Source organism: Serinicoccus sp. JS2-9 (genome assembly GCF_059025165.1).
In genome coordinates this window covers 2363443-2380057 of record NZ_CM180091.1, presented here as the reverse complement: position 1 = coordinate 2380057, position 16615 = coordinate 2363443, and the positions used below count along the sequence as shown (strand labels likewise).

The following is a 16615-nucleotide window of genomic DNA, read 5'->3' as shown; positions in this document are numbered from 1 at the left end:
GACCCGCCGTGGGGTCAGCCGCCCACCCGGGCGGAGAGGGTGTCGACGGCACGCACCCAGCCGCGCACCTGCACCTGCGCCGAGAGCTCGCGAGCCGCGGCGTCCGAGGCGGCCTTGTAGCCCGCGACCTGCTCGTCGGTCAGGGCGTCCAGCGCCACTGCCAGCGCCGCGGCCGTGAAGTCGTCGAGCACGATGCCCAGGTGATGGTGTCGCACCAGGTCGGCCATCTCCGGGCTCGGCCCGACAACGATCCCGAGCCGGGCCTGCACGAAGTCGAAGAACTTGTTGGGGAGGGTGAACCTGTAGTTGAAGTTGACCGGCGGCAGCACGAAGATTCCCAGGTCAGCCGCTGCGAGCACGTCGCCCAGCTGCTCGGGCGGCACCGGCTCGTGGAAGCGGATCTGCGGCAGATCCGCGCACGAGGACCGGAGCTGCTCCAGGTAGGCCGGGTCGTTGGGCATGAGGTAGAGGTCGAGGCTGACGTCGCGCTCGCACGCGCGCACGGCGTCGACCATGACGTGCAGGCTCCGGCCCCGACGGGCGAGACCCGAGTGCACCAGCCGCAGCGGCGAGCCGACCGGCGTCGGTGCGCGATCGGCATACGGTGCGGCGTTGGGCACCACCGCACAGGTGAGGCCGAACTCGCGACGGTACTCCCGCGCCAGCCAGCGCCCGACCGTGCTCACCGAGTCGGCCTCGCGCCCATACCTACGCAGCAGCCAGCGGTAGTAGGGCGCGACGAAGACCCGCCACCGCCACGACTCCTCGCTCTGCCGGGAGGCGTACTCGTGCAGGTCCAGGTGCACCCCGCCGTAGGGAGCCAGGTCGAGCGCGAGCGGCAGCGTGTCGGCGTCGTTGGCCAGCACGACGTCGAAGGGCCGCTGGTCCGCGAGCAGCTCCGCCGCCGCGACGGTCACCGGCGCGGTGCGGTATGCCGTCTCGAACCGCCGCAACGCGAGGAGCCGGCGGTCCTTGTGCCAGTGGACGACGTGGTCGGGCAGGCGCAGGTGCTCCACGACGCCGTCTGGCGTCTCGCCGTAGCCGATCGTCGTCACGGCGTAGCGGTCGGCGAAGAGTCGGATCTGGCGCAGGACCCGCGCGTCGGATCGCAGCGGGCTCCAGGCCATGACGAGCAGCCGGGGACGCGGGTCGCGAGGGCCGCTCACCCGCGCAGCACCCGCGCGTAGAGCTCGAGGAGCCGTTGCTCCTCCCCCTCCCAGGTCAGCCCGTCCGCGACGCGCCGCGCGGCCGCGGCGTACGGTGCCGGGTCGGCGAGCACCTGCTCGATCGTCATCGCCAGGTCGAGGGGGCTCTGGGCCGCGAAGATCTCGCCGACGCCGAGCTCGCGGACCAGCGCCGCCGTGTCGGGCAGGTCCGCGGCGACCACCGGGATCCCGGCGTGGATCGACTCGAAGAGCTTGTTGGGCAGGCTGTAGCGGTAGCTGAGGCAGATGGGGCGGACGTAGACGACCGAGACATCCGCGTCGGCCAGCGCCGTCGAGACCTCGTGCGGGGCGACCGCTCCCACGAAGTGCACCCGAGCGTCGAGCCCGAGGTCGGTGATCCGGCGGCGCAGCCCGGCGAGATAGCCCGCCTCGCCGTAGCCCAGGAGCACCAGGTGCACCTGGGCGCTCAGGTGGGTCATCGCCTCCAGCGTCTCCTCGATGCCGCGGGAGGTGGTGATCCGGCCGCCGTAGGCGATGACCTGCTGCTCCGGGCCGAGCCCGGCCAGCGCGCGCAGCCGGCCCTGCTCGCGGCCCGGTGCCTTGCCCACGGCCGGTCGCGGCACGTTGCGCACCAGGGTGGGCGCCTCCGGCAGGCCGTAGGCCTTCTGCAGCCAGGTGACGATCGACGGGCTGACCGTGATGACACCGGCCGCCTGTCGGATGACCGTCGACTCGATCAGGGCCTCGACGTGCGGCGCGACCGGCCGGTCCTGGCGCACGTTGCGGTGCCGCCACAGCTCGTGGGCGTCGTAGACGAGGCGCGCCCCGGTGCGCTGCGTGATCCACCAGGAGGGGGCGAGGGTGTTGCCGTCGTTGGCGTGCACCACGTCGGGGTCGAAGTCGATCGCGTCGCGGGCGGCGTCCCACCAGTAGAGTCCGAGGCTGGCGGTCCGCCACGTGCGCAGCCAGAGGTCGAAGAGGGGCTCGGGCAGCGGCGGCTGCGGCGGCTCCGACGGCGCGGCGCCAGGGGCGGCGGGGGTATGCCGCTCGCCCGCCGCGGGGGCCGAGGCGGCGGGTGCGTGGTCGTCGGGTGCGTGGTCGGTGGGCGCGGGCGTCCCTGGCGCCTGCGGCAGTGCCTCGGGTGGCTGAGGCACCGCCGCGGGTGGCTGACGACCGGTCACCCGGCGCGCCAGATCGAGCAGCCAGGGGGCCTGGCGCGCGAGCGCGAACTCGCGGGCACGGCATACCGCGATCCCGTCGCCCACAACCCCCGGGCCCTCGGGATACCCGGCCCGCGCGACGGGGAAGATCCGGACCTGCGCACCGGCAGCCCGCAGGCTCTCGGCGGTCTTGATGACGCGGGAGTCGGCGTGGGCGTCGTTGTAGACGAGCAGTGCGACGCGCGGAGCCCGGCCCTCGACCGATGGCAGACGGGGTCCTTGGGGGCTCATGAGTCCTTCCTCTCGTCCGCGAGGCCGGCGAGCGCCGCCTGCACGGCGAAGTCGGGAGCCTGCGCGACGACCTCGTCGAAGGTGCCGGTGGCGACCAGCTCGCCGCGGTCCATGAAGCAAACCTGTTCGCTGTGCCGGATGGTCGCCAGCCGGTGCGCTACGACGATGACGGACACCTGGCCGTGCAGCTCGCGGATGGCCGAGGTCACCGCCCGCTCGGTGGAGGTGTCGAGCGCCGAGGTGGCCTCGTCCATGACGAGCACGAGCGGGTCGGTGTAGAGGGCGCGCGCGACCCCGAGCCGCTGCCGCTGACCCCCGGACAGGGCCAGCCCGCGCTCCCCCACGGGCGCGTGGATGCCGTCGGGCCGGGCCTCGACGACCTCCAGCAGCTGCGCCCGCTCCAGGGCGCGGCGGACGCGGTCCTCGTCGATGCCGTCATCGTCCCAGGAGAGCGCGACGTTGCGCGCGACCGAGGCGTCGAAGAGCGCGACGTCCTGCGGCACGTAGCCCACGCGGGACCGCCAGGCCTTGAGGACGTCCGGCAGCGGCTGCTCGTCGACGAGGATCTGTCCCGAGTCCGGCTGCAGCAGGCCGAGGACGAGGTCGACGAGGGTCGACTTGCCCGAGCCGGACGCCCCGACGAGCGCGAGGGTCTCGCCGAACCGCAGGGTGAGGGAGACATCGCGCACGGCCGCCTCCGCGGCGTCCGGATAGCTGAACGTCACGCCGTCCAGGCGCAACGTGCGCGCGTCGTCCGGCAGCGGCGCGTTGCCTCCCGTCCGATCCGCCTCGGCATACCGGCGGCCACGGTCGATCTCCTCCAAAACCTGGGTCGCGAACGGGATGTTGGCAGCCGTCTGCCCCATGATCGTCTGGAAGCGGGTGAGCGAGGGCACGAGCCGGAAGCCGGCCACCCCGAAGAGCGCGATCGCGGTGAACGCGCCGGGCACCCCGTCCTGCAGCCACCCGATCGCGCCGCCCAGCACCAGACCGCCGATGAGCGCTGCCTCGAGGACGTAGCGCGGGACGGCACCGAGGAAGGTCTGGTTGGCTCGCGCCTGCGAGGCGCGGCGCCGGGCCCGGAGCACGACGGTGGCGACCTCCTGCGACTTGTCCCGGAGCGTGACCTCCTTGAGCGAGTGCACCATCTCGGTCACGAGGCGCACCGCGCGGGCGGAGTAGTTGCGGTTGTCCTTGCCGGCCTGCACCGCCCGCCGCAGCACGACGCGGTAGAGCGCGAAGGCCACGAGGCCGAAGTAGAGGATCGTGGCCGTCGCGAGCACCGGCTGGGCCACGAGGAGCACCACGAGCACGGCGAGGAAGGTGAAGACCTCACCCGAGAGCTGGCAGAACGGGATGATGACCCCGGCCACCGTCGCCCCGACCCCGACGTCGGTGGAGCGGACCAGGTCGGTGGAGTTGCGGCGCAGCCGCTCGGCCCACGGTGCACGAAAGGTGGTCTCGAGCAACTGCGCCCCCAGCGCCTGCTCGAAGCGCGCGAAGCGCCGCGTCGCCCACCACTGCAGCAGGATCGCAAAGACCGACTTGGTGCTGATGAGCCCGCCGACGACGAGCAGCACGATCCCGAACTCGACCGGCTCGGACAGCTCGATGCCCAGCACGGGCAGCGCCGCGCTGCGCTGGGTGAGCATGGGGGTGAGCACGATCGCGAGCAGGCCGAGGGCCGCGACGTCGAGGACGGCGAGCAGGCTCTGCAGCACCGCGAAGCCGATGATGAAACGGCTGGTGCCGGGGGGCAGGACCGTCAGGAGCTGGCGGACGGTGCGCCACAGAGCGAGCATCGCCGCCCAGCGTAGCCGTGACCTGGGCGGTCACCGTGGCACCGCCCCGAGGACCCTCAGGAGGCGTCGCGGGCCTCCCGCCACGCCTGCACCATCTGCTCGACGTCGAGCCGTCCCACCACCGGCGGCGACGTCGGCCCGGCGTGCGGACGTCGGCGGTCGGCGAGCACCCGCGCATTGAAGTCCTCCACCACGGCCCGGACGGCGGCCTCGTCCGGAAGGGCGAAGAGCGCCTTCGGATAGGCCGCCTTCTCGCGGCGCAGCTGCATCACGCCGGGCATCGCGCCCGAGAGATCGAGCTGCTCCCGCTGGATCAGGCTCTTGACCCACCAGTCCGGATCGGTGCGGGTGTCGACGTCGCGCAGCGGCTTGCCCGCTCCCGGGAGGTCGTCGAAGGCACCCTGCCGCTGCGCCTGGTCGATCGTCTGGTCGACCCAGTTCTGGACCGCGCGGGCGGTGGTCGCCGCCGACGGGCGCCGCTTCGTCACCCCCTGGTCGGCCAGCTGGTCCTGCGCCTCCGGCGCACCCGGACGCTCGCCTTCCTTGCCCCATCTGCTCATGGTCGGTCCTTCCTCGGCGCCCCTTCACCCTCCCACGCCTCGAGGACCACGGCCGCCGCGCCCTCGCCGGTCGCCGCGAGGCTCCGGTGCTCCCGGACCCACGCGACCCGACGGGCGCGCTCCTGCTCGTCCGGCGAGGCGCGCAGGGCGGCCACCATCGCTGCGGCCACGGCCCCTGGCTCGTGCTCCACCGCCGCCCCGAGCCCGTGGCCGCGCACGTCCGCCGCGGCCGGGCCCGGCCCGGCGAAGACCACGGGCGCCCCGCACGCCAGCGCCGCGACCACCTTCGTCGGATAGGCGAAGTCGTATCCCACTCCCGGGCGGACGCTCACCAACGCCGCCGCGGCGCCGCGCTGCCACGCCGCAGCCTCTTCCGGCGGCACCAGGGGGCGCAGCTCGATCGCCCCCACGGGCAGTTCGCCCGCGATGCGCTGCAACGCCGGCCAGGACGATCCCTGACCGAGGAACACCAGCCGGGCGTGCGGCACCTTCCGCACCACCGCGCGCATCGCCTCGGCGAAGACCTCGGCGCCCTGCCACTCCGAGGCGGTCCCGGCATACACGAGGTATGGCGTGCCGGGCGCCTCCGCGTGGACCTCGCCGTCCGGGGTGAAGACGTCGGTGTCGATCCCGTTGGGCACGACCGTCACCGGTGCCCCGGGCTCGGCCAGGGCCCGCACGCGCTCGGCGACCCCGTCGCTCACCGCGACGACGTGCGCCGCCCCGCGCAGCGCGAAGCGCTCCACCGCACGCATCAGCCCGACCACGGGCGCAGGTGCACCCATCGAGGCCGTCGCGTCGGACCACACGTCGGCTGCGTAGTAGACGTAGGGGATCCCTCGCCCGTGGATCCCGCCTCGGAGCGCGAGCGCGACCCGGGTCACCGCGCCCGTGGTCGGCGGCGGCTCCACGACGACCACGTCGGGGCGTGGACCGGTGAGCAGCCGGAGGGCGAGCGGCAGGTCGAAGGAGAGGTAGGGCAGGTAGCCACGGACATACCCGGTCGCGTCGCGCAGCACCGGCCACCGCGACACCTCCACCCTTGCCGCGCTGGCGCGCCCCTCCTCCTGCTGGCCCTCACCCCCCACCGAGCGTCGCGCATGGTTGGCCTCACCCCCCACCGAGCGTCGCGCATGGTTGGCCTGGACCCCACCGAGCCTCGACCGTGGTGGGCGCAGAGCCGGGGGCGGCGTCGTGGTCAGGACGCGGACCCGGGCGCGATCGGTGAGGGCGCGGACCAACGCCGACAGCCGGAAGGTCGCAGCCGCCGCCTCGGGGGCGTAGATCCGCGACGCCAGGACGACGAGGGGCTTGCGCTCACGCACGGTTCAACCACTCACAGTCGCCGGGGGCCACAGGAAGTGGACAGAGGCTTCTGGGGAACGGGCCCCAGAATCCTCTGTCCGGAAAGGCGCGTCGGGCAACCATTCGCGACGCCCGGTCGGGTCTGGAGCAACCATGCGCGACGCCCGGTGGGATGAGGGGTGGGGTGGTCACAGAGTGATGGTGCGGTCGGTCGCGGCGGACTCCAGCACCGCTTCCACGACCTTGAGGGTGTGCACCCCGTCGGCCATCGACACGATGTCGGAGTCGCGACCCCAGAGGGCGTCCCGGAAGCCTTCCTGCTCCACCCGCAGCGGCTCCCGGCGAGCGATGGCATACCGCGTCGAGTCACCCTCGGAGACGCCCCGGAAGACCGAGACGCCGTCCCACTCGCTGCGCACGTCGCCGTTGGCGACGAAGGTCAGGTCGCCGGAGAGGGTGTTGGCGACGAACGACCCGTTCTCCCCCGTGGCGACTGTCTCGCGCACCTTGCGGGGTGAGAGCCAGTTGACGATGTGCGACACGATGATGCCGCTCTCGAGCTGACCGGTCGCCACCACCATGTCCTCGTGCTCGCGACCGGACCGGTGCGTCACCTGGCCGGCGACGCTGACGTAGGGCGACTGCGCGATCCACGCCGTGAGGTCGATGTCGTGCGTCGCGAGGTCCTTGACCACGCCGACGTCGGCGATCCGCGCGGGGAACGGGCCCTGCCTGGACGTCGTGATCTGGTAGACCTCGCCCAGCTCACCGGCCTCGATCCGCCGCCGCATCTCCCGCAGCGCCGGGTTGCACCGCTCGACATAACCCACCGCTCCGACCAGCCCGGCCTCCTCGAAGGTGCGGGCCACGCGCTCCCCCGACTCCGCGGTCGCGGCGATCGGCTTCTCCACCATCGTGTGGACACCGGCCTCGGCCAGCGCCAGCGCGACCTCCTCGTGCAGATAGGTCGGCACCGCCACCATCGCGGCGTCGATCCCCTCGCCGATGAGCGCCTCGACATCGGGCAGCACCGCCAGCGGGCCGGCCACCCCGTGCTTGTCGCCGTAGGGATCGGCCACCGCGACCAGGTCCATCCCCTCGACCTCACGGATCACCCGCGCGTGGTGTCGCCCCATCGAGCCCAGCCCGATGAGCCCCATGCGGATCGTCGTGCCGTCTTCCATCACGCCCCCGCTCCCACGACGGCGTCCACCGCGTCCGAAACCCGCTCCAGGTCGGCCTGGGTCAGCGAGGGGTGCACCGGCAGGCTGACGACCTCGGCCGCCGCCCGCGCGGTCTCGGGCAGCTCATGGTCGGGCGCGAAGCGCGACAGCGACACCAGCTCGTGGTTCGGCGTGGGGTAGTAGACCCCGCAGCCCACCCGGTGCTCCTCGCGCAGCGCGGTGACCACCTGGTCGCGCTCCTGCGCCGTGGCCCCGGCGAGCCGGATCGTGTACTGGTGGTAGACGTGCGTGCAACCCTCGCGCACCGGAGGCACCACCACGCCGTCGATCCCGCCCAACGCCTCGTCCAGCGTCGCGGCGTTCTCCTGCCGGGCCTGGGTCCAGGCACCGACCTTGGTCAGCTGGACCCGCCCGATCGCCGCGTGGATATCGGTCATCCGGTTGTTGAGGCCGATCACCTCGTTGGCGTACTGCTTCTCCATGCCCTGGTTGCGCAGCAGCCGCACCCCGCGGGCGATCTCGTCGTCGGCGCACGCGACCATGCCGCCCTCGCCCGAGGTCATGTTCTTGGTCGGGTAGAGGCTGAACATCGCGAACGAGCCGAAGCGCCCGACCGGTTTGCCGTGGTAGGTCGCGCCGTGCGCCTGCGCGGCGTCCTCGAAGAGCTGGATGCCGTGCTCGGCCGTCAGCGCCCGCAGCGCGTCCATGTCCGCCGGGTGACCGTAGAGGTGCACCGGCATCACCGCGGTGGTCCGCTCCGTCAGCGCCTCCCGGACCGACTCCGGGTCGAGGTTGAAGGTGTCCGGGCTGATGTCGGCGAAGACCGGCGTCGCCCCCGTCAGGGCGACCGCGTTCGCCGTCGCGGCGAAGGTGAAGCTCGGCACGATCACCTCGTCGCCGTGCCCGATGCCACACGCGAGCAGCCCCAGGTGCAGCCCGGAGGTGCCGGAGTTGACCGCGACGCAGGTCCGCCCACCCACCAGCTGCGTGCCGAACTCCCCCTCGAAGGCCGCCACCTCCGGCCCCTGCGCGACCATCCCCGACCGCAGCACCCGGTCGACGGCGGCCCGCTCGTCCTCGCCGATGATCGGCTTGGCGGCGGGGATCATGGGCTGCTCACTCATCGGTCTCCTCAGGGGTCTGCGGGGTGGGGTCAGGGGTGGTCACGGGGACGTGGCGGGGTCTGTGGCACCCTCGCCCTCCACCAGGGTCAGGGTGCCGTCCTGCTCACGGTATGTCGTGCCCTCCTGCGGGCAGCGCCACTCGCCGTGGGTGCCGGTCGCCTCCAGCGGTCGGCCGGCGTGGCCGACCCAGCCCACCTGCCGCGCCGGGACCCCCACGACGAGGGCGTGGGCGGGCACGTCGTGCGCCACGACCGCCCCCGCCGCGACCGTCGCCCAGGCACCGATGGTCACCGGGGCGATGCAGACGGCACGGGCCCCGATCGCGGCACCGTCCTCGATCGTGACGCCGACGGCCTCCCAGTCGCTGGCCGACTTGGCCGAGCCGTCGGGGTTGACGGCCCGCGGGAAGGTGTCGTTGGTCAGCACCACGGCCGGCCCGATGAAGACCCCGTGCCCGAGGCGCGCGGGCTCGTAGACGAGGGCGTAGTTCTGCACCTTGCACGCGTCACCGAGCCGCACGCCGGTGCCGATGTAGGCGCCGCGGCCGACGACGCAGCCCGTCCCGAGCACGGCGTCCTCGCGCACCTGGGCGAGGTGCCAGACCGAGCTCCCGTCGCCGATGGTCGCGCTGTCCGCGACGTCGGCGCTGTCCACGATGCGTGTCGAGGTGGTGATGCCAGCTCCCAGGCAGGTCGGTGAGGGACAATGCAGGCATGACTCTAGCGCCCGTGCAGGAGGATGCCTGGTTGGTGATCCCCCTCTTCGACGAGGCGAGTGTCATCGAGGAGGTGCTCGCCGAGGCGGGCGAGCTCTTCCCGCACGTCGTCTGTGTCGACGACGCGTCCAGCGACGCCTCGGCGGAGCGCGCGCGGGCGGCCGGCGCGGTCGTCGTGCAGCACCCGTTCAACCTCGGGCAGGGGGCCGCGCTGCAGACCGGGATGCGCTACGTCCTCGACGCGACGGACGCGGCATACCTCGTCACCTTCGACGCCGACGGACAGCACCGACCGGCCGACGCCGCCGAGATGGTGCAGCGGGCCAAGGACGAGGACCTGGCGATCGTCTTCGGCTCGCGCTTCCTCGACAAGCGCACCCGACCGGGCCTGCTCAAGAAGCTCGTGCTGAAGGCGGCGGTCTGGCTGACCAACCAGCAGACCGGGCTGAAGCTCACCGATGCGCACAACGGGCTCCGGGTGATCCGGCGCGACGCCGCGTCGCTGCTAAACCTGCGGCAGAACCGCATGGCGCACGCCACCGAGATCGTGCTGCAGCTGGGGCGCACGAAGCTCCCCTGGGCCGAGCACCCGGTGCACGTGCTCTACACCGACTACAGCCGCGCCAAGGGCCAGTCGCTCATGAACTCGGTCAACATCCTCGTCGACACCATCCTCAAGTGAGGCTGGCGCGATGACGATGCCGATGACCCAGGCCCGCCCCGCCGCCCGAGAGGAGCCGACGTGCTCGACCAACCTGTGATCAAGGTGGTGCTCCTGGCCAGCGTGGTCGTGGTCACCGCGATGCTCACCCGGTCGACCGCCGGGGTCCGGCACCAGGCGGTGCGCCGGCTGCTGCTCGTCGCCTTCGTCGTGCTCGCCGCGATGGCGATCCTCTTTCCACGGCTGCTCACCCAGGTCGCCCAGCTGCTCGGGGTGGGGCGCGGCGCGGACCTGCTGCTCTACGGCCTGACCGTGGTCTTCCTCGGGTACGTCGCCGCCTCCTACCGCCGGATGCGGCAGCTGGAGCAGCAGGTCACCACGCTCGCGCGCGAGCTGGCGCTGCGCGCCGCCGTCCACGACACCACCGAGCACGAGGCCGGGGAGGCCGATGATCACCCGGGCCACGCGGGGGCGCCTCGCGACGGCGCCGGTGGTCCGTCTCAGAGCGCCGGTCGCAGCCCCTCGTAGACCTGCGGGGTCGCCGCCGCCAGCAGCGCGCTCGGCGTGCTGCGCGGACCGTAGGCCTCGCCCTCCGGCGATCCCACGACGCCGCCCAGCTCGCTGACGATGAGCGCGCCCGGCACGTGGTCCCAGGGCTGGCGACCGTGATAGACGATCGCGTCGCAGACGCCCTCGGCGAGCTTGGGGTAGTCGATGCCGCAGCTCAGCCAGGACAGCTCCATCGGCCGGGACCCGGCCACCGACTCCCCCACCCGGCGCGGCGCCGAGGACCGCAGGCGCCAGCCGGAGGGGTCTGCTCCGGCGGTGAGTGACGGCATACCCTCGCCGTTGCGGGTGGCGCCGGCGCCCTTCTCCGCGACGTAGGCCAGCTCGTGCTGCGGCTGCCAGATCCACGCGCGGACGGTCTCACCGCCCCGCGTCTCAGCCACCATGACGGCGTGGTCCGGCGATCCGTGCACGAAGTTGCGGGTCCCGTCGACCGGATCCACGGTGAAGGCGTGCTCAGCGACCCGGAAGCGCTCCATCGAGGAGGGGTCGTCGGCGAAGGCCTCCTCCCCCAGCACCACCGCGTCGGGGTATGCCGTCCGCAGCTCCCGCGTGATGATCACCTCGGCCTCGCGGTCGGCGACGGTGACGAGGTCACCGGGGTGGGACTTGGTGCCGATCTCGTCGTCGGCGAGCGCCCGGAAGCGCGGGGTGATCACCTCGGCGGCGACCTCTTGCAGGAGGGTCAGGATCTGCTGGGTGTCCAGAGCACCAGTCACGGCACCCAGCCTGTCACGTGCCCCTCCCGGCGCGATGGGCGGTGCGTGCAGAACGTGCGTCCGGTGCGTGCAGAACGTGCGTCCGGTGCGCGCAGGGGTCAGCGGGGAGCCTTGACCGCGAGGACTGGGGCGGCCGCCTCGAGCAGGATCTGCTGGGCGGCCGAGCCGAGGAGCAGCTTGCCCACCGCAGAGCGGTGCTTGACCCCGATGACGATGAGCGAGGCGTCCTCCTCACCTGCGATGTCGAGGAAGTCGCCGACGACGTCACGGTCGCGCCGATCGGGCTGGTGGACCCGGACCTCGAGGTCTGCCGCCTCGATCGCCGCCTCGTCGGGTGCCTCCTCACCCAGGGGCACCACGACCAGCCCCAGCCCGCGTCGCCGCGCCTCGGCGACCGCAGTCTCCTGCGCCGCGTGCCCTTCCGGTGTCGTCGTCCATGCCAGCACCACGGTCATCGCGGCCCCCGTCCTCATCGGTCTAGAAGCGTCGGTTCCTTGTGCGTTGACGCTACGTCAGTGATAGTAGTCGGCAGGCGCTGACCAGCGAAGGAGCGAGATGGACACGGCAGCACGGAGGGGCAGGTCCGGGCCACGGTGGGGGATGGTGGTGTATGCCGTGGTCGCGGTGCTGGTGGTCGGCTGGGCGACGACGGTCTCGGCGCGGTCGAGCGAGCAGAGCGACGACCTGCGCTCCACCCTGACCCTCATCGCCCCGGCCGGCGCGGGCGGTGGCTGGGACACCTTCACCCGGGAGCAGCAGGCGGCGATGCGGGCCAACCGCATCGTCAACAACGCCACGGTGCTCAACATCCCGGGTGCGGGCGGCACCATCGGGCTCGGCAAGTTCTCCACGCTCGAGGGGCAGGCGACCAACCTGCTCACCACGGGAACCGTCATGGCCGGCGCCATCGCGCTCAACGACTCGCCCGTCGAGATGACCGACATGCGACCGCTGGCGCGGGTCAGCGAGGAGTACGACATCATCGTCGTGCCGGCGGACTCGCCCTACCAGACGATCGACGATCTCATCGCGGACTGGGAGCAGGACCCGTCGGCCTTCCCCTTCACCGGAGGCTCCGCGGGCGGACTGGACCACCTCATCGTCGCCGACCTCGCGATCAAGGTCGGCATCGACCCGACCGAGATCACCTACCTCCCGCAGTCCGGCGGCGGCGAGGCCATCCAGGTGCTCTCCTCCGGCGACGCGCGGGCGGCCGTCTCGGGCTACAACGAGTTCGCCGACCAGATCGAGGCGGGACGGATGCGCGGGCTGGCCATCGTCTCCCCGGAGCGGGTCGACGGCATCGACCTGCCGACCCTGGTCGAGCAGGGCCACGACGTCGCGATGACCAACTGGCGCGGCTTCCTCGCCCCGGCCGGCATCACCGACGAGCAGTTCGCCGAGCTCGAGGCCATCGTCACCGAGACGGCGCAGAGCCCGGAGTGGCAGGAGGCGATGGAGCGCAACAAGTGGACCGACGTCTTCCTCACCGGTCCGGAGCTGCTCGACTTCCTCGAGCAGGACATCGCACGGAACGAGGCACTCGTCGAGGAGCTGGGGCTATGAGCGGGCAGGACCGGGGCCGGGACACCGGCCCGCAGACCCAGACCGAACCTCGGCTGCAGGAGACTCCGCCGCCGCACCGGACGGCCGTCGACACCGACCTCACCGACCGTGGCTTCTGGCACGGTCGCTCCGGGCTCGTCTTCCCCGCGCTGCTGGGCGCCTTCATGACCTTCCTCCTCGTCGGGGTGCTCACGATGGACGTCCCGGAGGGCACCGACTTCCCGGGCCCGCGGTTCTTCCCGATCCTGCTCATCGTGGCTGGATACCTGCTCACGGCGCTGCTCGTCGTGCACTACCTGCGCCACCCCGAACCGGTGGAGGAGACCGGCGACCAGCAGTGGCGCACCTTCACCGACTGGCAGGCCGTGGCCTGGTGCATCGGCGGCTTCCTCGCCTTCGCCCTCACCATCGAGCTGCTCGGCTGGATCCTCGCCGCCGCCCTGCTCTTCTGGTGCGTCGCCCGCGGGATCGGCTCGCGGCGGCCGCTCTTCGACGCCAGCCTCGCGCTCGTGGTCTCCTCGGTGATCTACCTGCTCTTCGCCATGGGACTCGGGCTCAACCTGCCGGCCGGCGTGCTCGGGGTGTTCTGAGATGGAGTCCCTGTCGCTGCTCATGGAGGGCTTCGCCGGAGCCCTTACCCCCATGAACCTCCTCTGGGTCGTCGTCGGCTGCCTGCTCGGCACCGCGGTCGGCGTCATGCCTGGTCTCGGGTCCTCCATGGCCGTCGCCCTCCTGCTGCCGATGACCTTCGCCCTGGAGCCCACGGCGGCCTTCATCATGTTCGCCGGGGTCTACTTCGGCGGGCTCTTCGGCGACTCCACCATGGCGATCCTCATGAACACGCCGGGGCAGGCCTCGGCGATAGCGTCGACCTTCGAGGGCCACCGCATGGCCAAGGACGGCCGGGCACCGCAGGCTCTGGCCACCGCGGCCCTCGGCGCCTTCATCGGTGGCTTCTGCGCGGCCGTGGTCGTCGTCTTCGTCGCGCCCGTGCTCGCCGACTTCGCCGCCTCGTTCGGCAGCGCGGAGTACTTCGCGCTGGCGATCTTCGCCTTCGTCGCGACCTCCTCGATCGTCGGGGACTCCGTCATCAAGGGGGTTTCCTCACTCGTCATCGGGCTCGGCATCGCCACGGTCGGCATGGACGGCATCTCGGCGGTGGAGCGCTCGACCCTCGGCGCGGCCCAGCTCTTCGACGGCATCTCCCTGGTGACCGTCACGGTGGCGGTGCTCGCCCTCGGCGAGGTCTTCCACATCGCCAGTCGGGTGCGCCGCGACCCCAAGACGGTCGCGATGAAGACCAGCGGCCGGGCCTGGCTCTCGCGCGCCGAGTTCCGTGAGGCGGCCCCCGCGTGGGCGCGCGGCACCGCGATCGGTCTGCCGTTCGGTATCATCCCGGTCGGCGGCTCAGAGGTGCCGACCTTCATGGCCTACGACATCGAGCGCCGGATCGACCGCCGCCGTCCCCGGCCGACCTTCGGCAAGGGTGCGATCCGTGGCCTGGCCGCGCCGGAGGCGGCGGGCAACGCCACGACCGGCACCGCGATGGGAGCCCTGCTCGCGCTCGGACTCCCCGTCTCGGCCACCGCGGCCATCATGCTGGCCGCCTTCCGGCAGTACGGTCTGCAACCCGGCCCGCTCCTCTTCGACCGCGCCCCGGACCTGGTGTGGGCGCTGCTCGCGAGCTTCTTCGTGGCGCTCGTCGTGCTGCTCGTCATCAACCTGCCCTTCGCCCAGCTGTGGGCCAAGCTGCTGCTCATCCCACCGCCCTACCTCTACGCCGGGATCACCGTCTTCTGCGGGCTGGGCGTCTATGCCCTGTCAGCCGCGCAGTTCGACCTCTACCTGCTGCTGCTCATCGGCGTGGTCGGCTTCGTCATGCGGCGCTACGACGTGCCGCTCGCGCCACTCATGATCGGTATGGTGCTCGGTCCGCTCGCCGAGGGGTCCTTGCGGGAGGCGCTGCTCTCGTCCAACGGCAACTACGGCGTCCTCGTGAGCAGCTGGATCACCTGGCTGCTCTACGGCGTGCTCGCCGTGGTCGTCATCGCCACCATCCGCACCCGGTTGGTCAACCGCCGCCGCGCCGATGTCTGACACGGCGGAGCAGCCTGGCCTACGCTGACACGATCGAGCCTGAGCCCCGAGGAGGCACCCATGGCTGAGAACCTGCCGATCCTGACCGTCCTGCCACCCGTCGTCGCGATCATCCTGGTCATCGCGACCAAGAAGGTCCTGCTGAGCCTCGGTGCCGGCGTGCTCGCCAGCGCCCTGCTGGTGGCCGACTTCAACCCGCTCGAGACGCTCCGACTGGTCTGGACCTCCTTCGCCGGCATCTTCTGGGCCGACGGGGCGGTCAACACCTACTACGTCTACATCCTGATCTTCACGATCTCCCTGGGCATCATCGCCTCGCTCATCCTCATGTCGGGAGGCAGCCAGGCCTTCTCCGACTGGGCGATCCAGCGCATCCGGACCCGTCGGGGGGCGCAGGGCCTCGGTGCCACCCTCGGCATCGCGATCTTCATCGACGACTACTTCAACGCCCTCGCAGTGGGCCAGGTCGCCCGACCGGTCACCGACCGGCACCACGTCGCCCGGGCCAAGCTCGCCTACCTCATCGACTCCACCTCGGCGCCGGTCGCCGTCCTCGTGCCCTTCTCCAGCTGGGGCGCCAGCATCATCGGCATCATGGCGCCGATCGTGGCGATGTCCAGCCTCAGCGTCAGCGACGTCGGGGCCTTCCTCGGGGCCGCCGCGATGAACTACTACGCCATCGCGGCGATCCTGCTGGTGTGGATCGTGGTCATCCTGCAGATGGACTTCGGCCCGATGCGCGGCGAGGAGCGCCGCGCCATCACCGAGGGCCAGACCTACGACGCCACCCAGGAGATCCCGGGCGAGATCGCCGAGGACCTGCCGATCCACGAGCCCGGCCACAAGCGCGCGCTCGTCATCCCGTTCTTCCTGCTGGTCGCCGGCGTCCTCGGCGGCATCGTGTGGACCGGCTACCGCGGCTTCACCGGCTCGGAGGACTACGTCGCGGCCGAGGGGGTCGGCGCCCTCGACGTCATGGCCAACACCGACGTCACCGAGGCGCTCATCTACGGCGCCGTCCTGGGGCTGGTCTCGGCGCTGTACTACTACACCCGCTACACCACCTCGGACCCGAAGTTCTCCGGCTCCACCTTCGGCAAGGGCGTCTGGGACGGCGTGCAGTCGATGCTGCCGGCCGTCTACATCCTCGTGCTGGCCTGGATCCTCGGCGCGCTCATCAGCGAGCTCGGCACCGGCGAGTACCTCGGCGGGCTGGTCGAGAGCGCCAACATGCCCGTGCAGTGGCTCATCCCGGTGATGTTCGTCCTGGCCGGGGCGATGGCCTTCTCGACCGGCACGTCGTGGGGCTCCTTCGGCATCCTGCTGCCGATCGCCGGCGACATCATGATCAACGTGCAGGGCGGTGACGAGCTGCTGCTCGCCGCCTTCGGCGCGGTGCTCGCCGGCGCGGTGTGGGGCGACCACTGCTCCCCCATCAGCGACACGACGATCCTGTCCAGCACCGGGGCGAGCTGCAACGTCATCACGCACGTCACCACGCAGCTGCCCTACGCGATCTCCGGCGCGGTCGTGGCCCTGCTCGGCTACTGCGTCTTCGCGCTGACGACGAGCACGCTCATGGGGCTGCTCGCGGTGCTCGTCGGGCTGGTGGTCGTCGCCGTCCTCGGCAAGACGGTCCTGACCCGCCTCGAGGACGAGATCCCCGAGGAGGAGCAGGCCGAGCGCTCGCTCAGTTGA

General features: G+C 71.9%; 16 protein-coding genes. 6 read left to right on the top strand and 10 right to left on the bottom strand.

All coding sequences use genetic code 11. The features are described 5' to 3' along the window. Positions 1-14: 14 nt before the first annotated feature. From AC5PYY_RS11450 to AC5PYY_RS11415, 8 genes are all read right to left on the bottom strand, one after another. Positions 15-1166 (bottom strand): glycosyltransferase family protein, encoded by a 1152-nt coding sequence (locus AC5PYY_RS11450; RefSeq protein WP_493896940.1) that lies wholly within the window; start codon positions 1164-1166, stop codon positions 15-17. Next, on the bottom strand, positions 1163-2617 hold the full coding sequence (locus AC5PYY_RS11445; RefSeq protein ID WP_493896939.1) for a glycosyltransferase: 1455 nt from the start codon (positions 2615-2617) through the stop codon (positions 1163-1165). Before AC5PYY_RS11445 ends, AC5PYY_RS11450 begins: the two co-directional genes overlap by 4 nt. Continuing rightward, the gene (locus AC5PYY_RS11440) at positions 2614-4419 is read right to left on the bottom strand and encodes an ABC transporter ATP-binding protein (RefSeq protein ID WP_493896938.1); all 1806 of its coding nucleotides are present in this window, start codon (positions 4417-4419) and stop codon (positions 2614-2616) included. The genes AC5PYY_RS11445 and AC5PYY_RS11440 overlap by 4 nt, the downstream gene beginning before the upstream one ends. Before the next feature lie 56 nt (positions 4420-4475). After that, positions 4476-4979 (bottom strand): DnaJ family domain-containing protein, encoded by a 504-nt coding sequence (locus tag AC5PYY_RS11435; protein WP_493896937.1) that lies wholly within the window; start codon positions 4977-4979, stop codon positions 4476-4478. Then, positions 4976-6304, bottom strand: coding sequence for a glycosyltransferase (locus tag AC5PYY_RS11430; protein WP_493896936.1), 1329 nt, complete (start codon positions 6302-6304; stop codon positions 4976-4978). The genes AC5PYY_RS11435 and AC5PYY_RS11430 overlap by 4 nt, the downstream gene beginning before the upstream one ends. A gap of 168 nt (positions 6305-6472) precedes the next feature. Continuing rightward, positions 6473-7468, bottom strand: coding sequence for a Gfo/Idh/MocA family protein (locus tag AC5PYY_RS11425; protein WP_493896935.1), 996 nt, complete (start codon positions 7466-7468; stop codon positions 6473-6475). After that, positions 7468-8592, bottom strand: coding sequence for a DegT/DnrJ/EryC1/StrS family aminotransferase (locus AC5PYY_RS11420; RefSeq protein ID WP_493896934.1), 1125 nt, complete (start codon positions 8590-8592; stop codon positions 7468-7470). Before AC5PYY_RS11420 ends, AC5PYY_RS11425 begins: the two co-directional genes overlap by 1 nt. A gap of 39 nt (positions 8593-8631) precedes the next feature. Continuing rightward, on the bottom strand, positions 8632-9249 hold the full coding sequence (locus AC5PYY_RS11415) for an acyltransferase (protein ID WP_493899367.1): 618 nt from the start codon (positions 9247-9249) through the stop codon (positions 8632-8634). A gap of 56 nt (positions 9250-9305) precedes the next feature. Between AC5PYY_RS11415 and AC5PYY_RS11410 the strand changes: the two genes are divergently transcribed. Continuing rightward, positions 9306-9989 (top strand): glycosyltransferase family 2 protein, encoded by a 684-nt coding sequence (locus AC5PYY_RS11410; protein ID WP_493896933.1) that lies wholly within the window; start codon positions 9306-9308, stop codon positions 9987-9989. 60 nt (positions 9990-10049) lie between these two features. Beyond that, the gene (locus tag AC5PYY_RS11405; protein WP_493896932.1) at positions 10050-10496 is read left to right on the top strand and encodes a DUF2304 domain-containing protein; all 447 of its coding nucleotides are present in this window, start codon (positions 10050-10052) and stop codon (positions 10494-10496) included. On the opposite strand, the gene AC5PYY_RS11400 is transcribed toward AC5PYY_RS11405, so the two are convergent. Both AC5PYY_RS11400 and AC5PYY_RS11395 read right to left on the bottom strand, forming a co-directional pair. Beyond that, complete coding sequence (locus tag AC5PYY_RS11400) at positions 10469-11254, bottom strand: inositol monophosphatase family protein (protein ID WP_493896931.1); 786 nt, start codon at positions 11252-11254, stop codon at positions 10469-10471. The two genes, AC5PYY_RS11405 and AC5PYY_RS11400, sit on opposite strands and share 28 nt — an antisense overlap. Before the next feature lie 98 nt (positions 11255-11352). Beyond that, complete coding sequence (locus AC5PYY_RS11395; protein WP_493896930.1) at positions 11353-11709, bottom strand: universal stress protein; 357 nt, start codon at positions 11707-11709, stop codon at positions 11353-11355. Positions 11710-11809: 100 nt separating this feature from the next. On the opposite strand from AC5PYY_RS11395, the gene AC5PYY_RS11390 reads away from it, so the two are divergent. From AC5PYY_RS11390 to AC5PYY_RS11375, 4 genes are read left to right on the top strand one after another with little or no spacing between them, the layout of a single operon-like run. Further along, complete coding sequence (locus AC5PYY_RS11390) at positions 11810-12820, top strand: tripartite tricarboxylate transporter substrate binding protein (RefSeq protein ID WP_493896929.1); 1011 nt, start codon at positions 11810-11812, stop codon at positions 12818-12820. Beyond that, the gene (locus tag AC5PYY_RS11385) at positions 12817-13410 is read left to right on the top strand and encodes a tripartite tricarboxylate transporter TctB family protein (protein ID WP_493896928.1); all 594 of its coding nucleotides are present in this window, start codon (positions 12817-12819) and stop codon (positions 13408-13410) included. The genes AC5PYY_RS11390 and AC5PYY_RS11385 overlap by 4 nt, the downstream gene beginning before the upstream one ends. 1 nt (position 13411) lies before the next feature. Further along, a complete protein-coding gene (locus tag AC5PYY_RS11380; protein WP_493896927.1) occupies positions 13412-14917 on the top strand; it encodes a tripartite tricarboxylate transporter permease in 1506 nt (501 codons plus the stop codon). 60 nt (positions 14918-14977) lie between these two features. Continuing rightward, the gene (locus AC5PYY_RS11375; protein ID WP_493896926.1) at positions 14978-16615 is read left to right on the top strand and encodes a Na+/H+ antiporter NhaC family protein; all 1638 of its coding nucleotides are present in this window, start codon (positions 14978-14980) and stop codon (positions 16613-16615) included.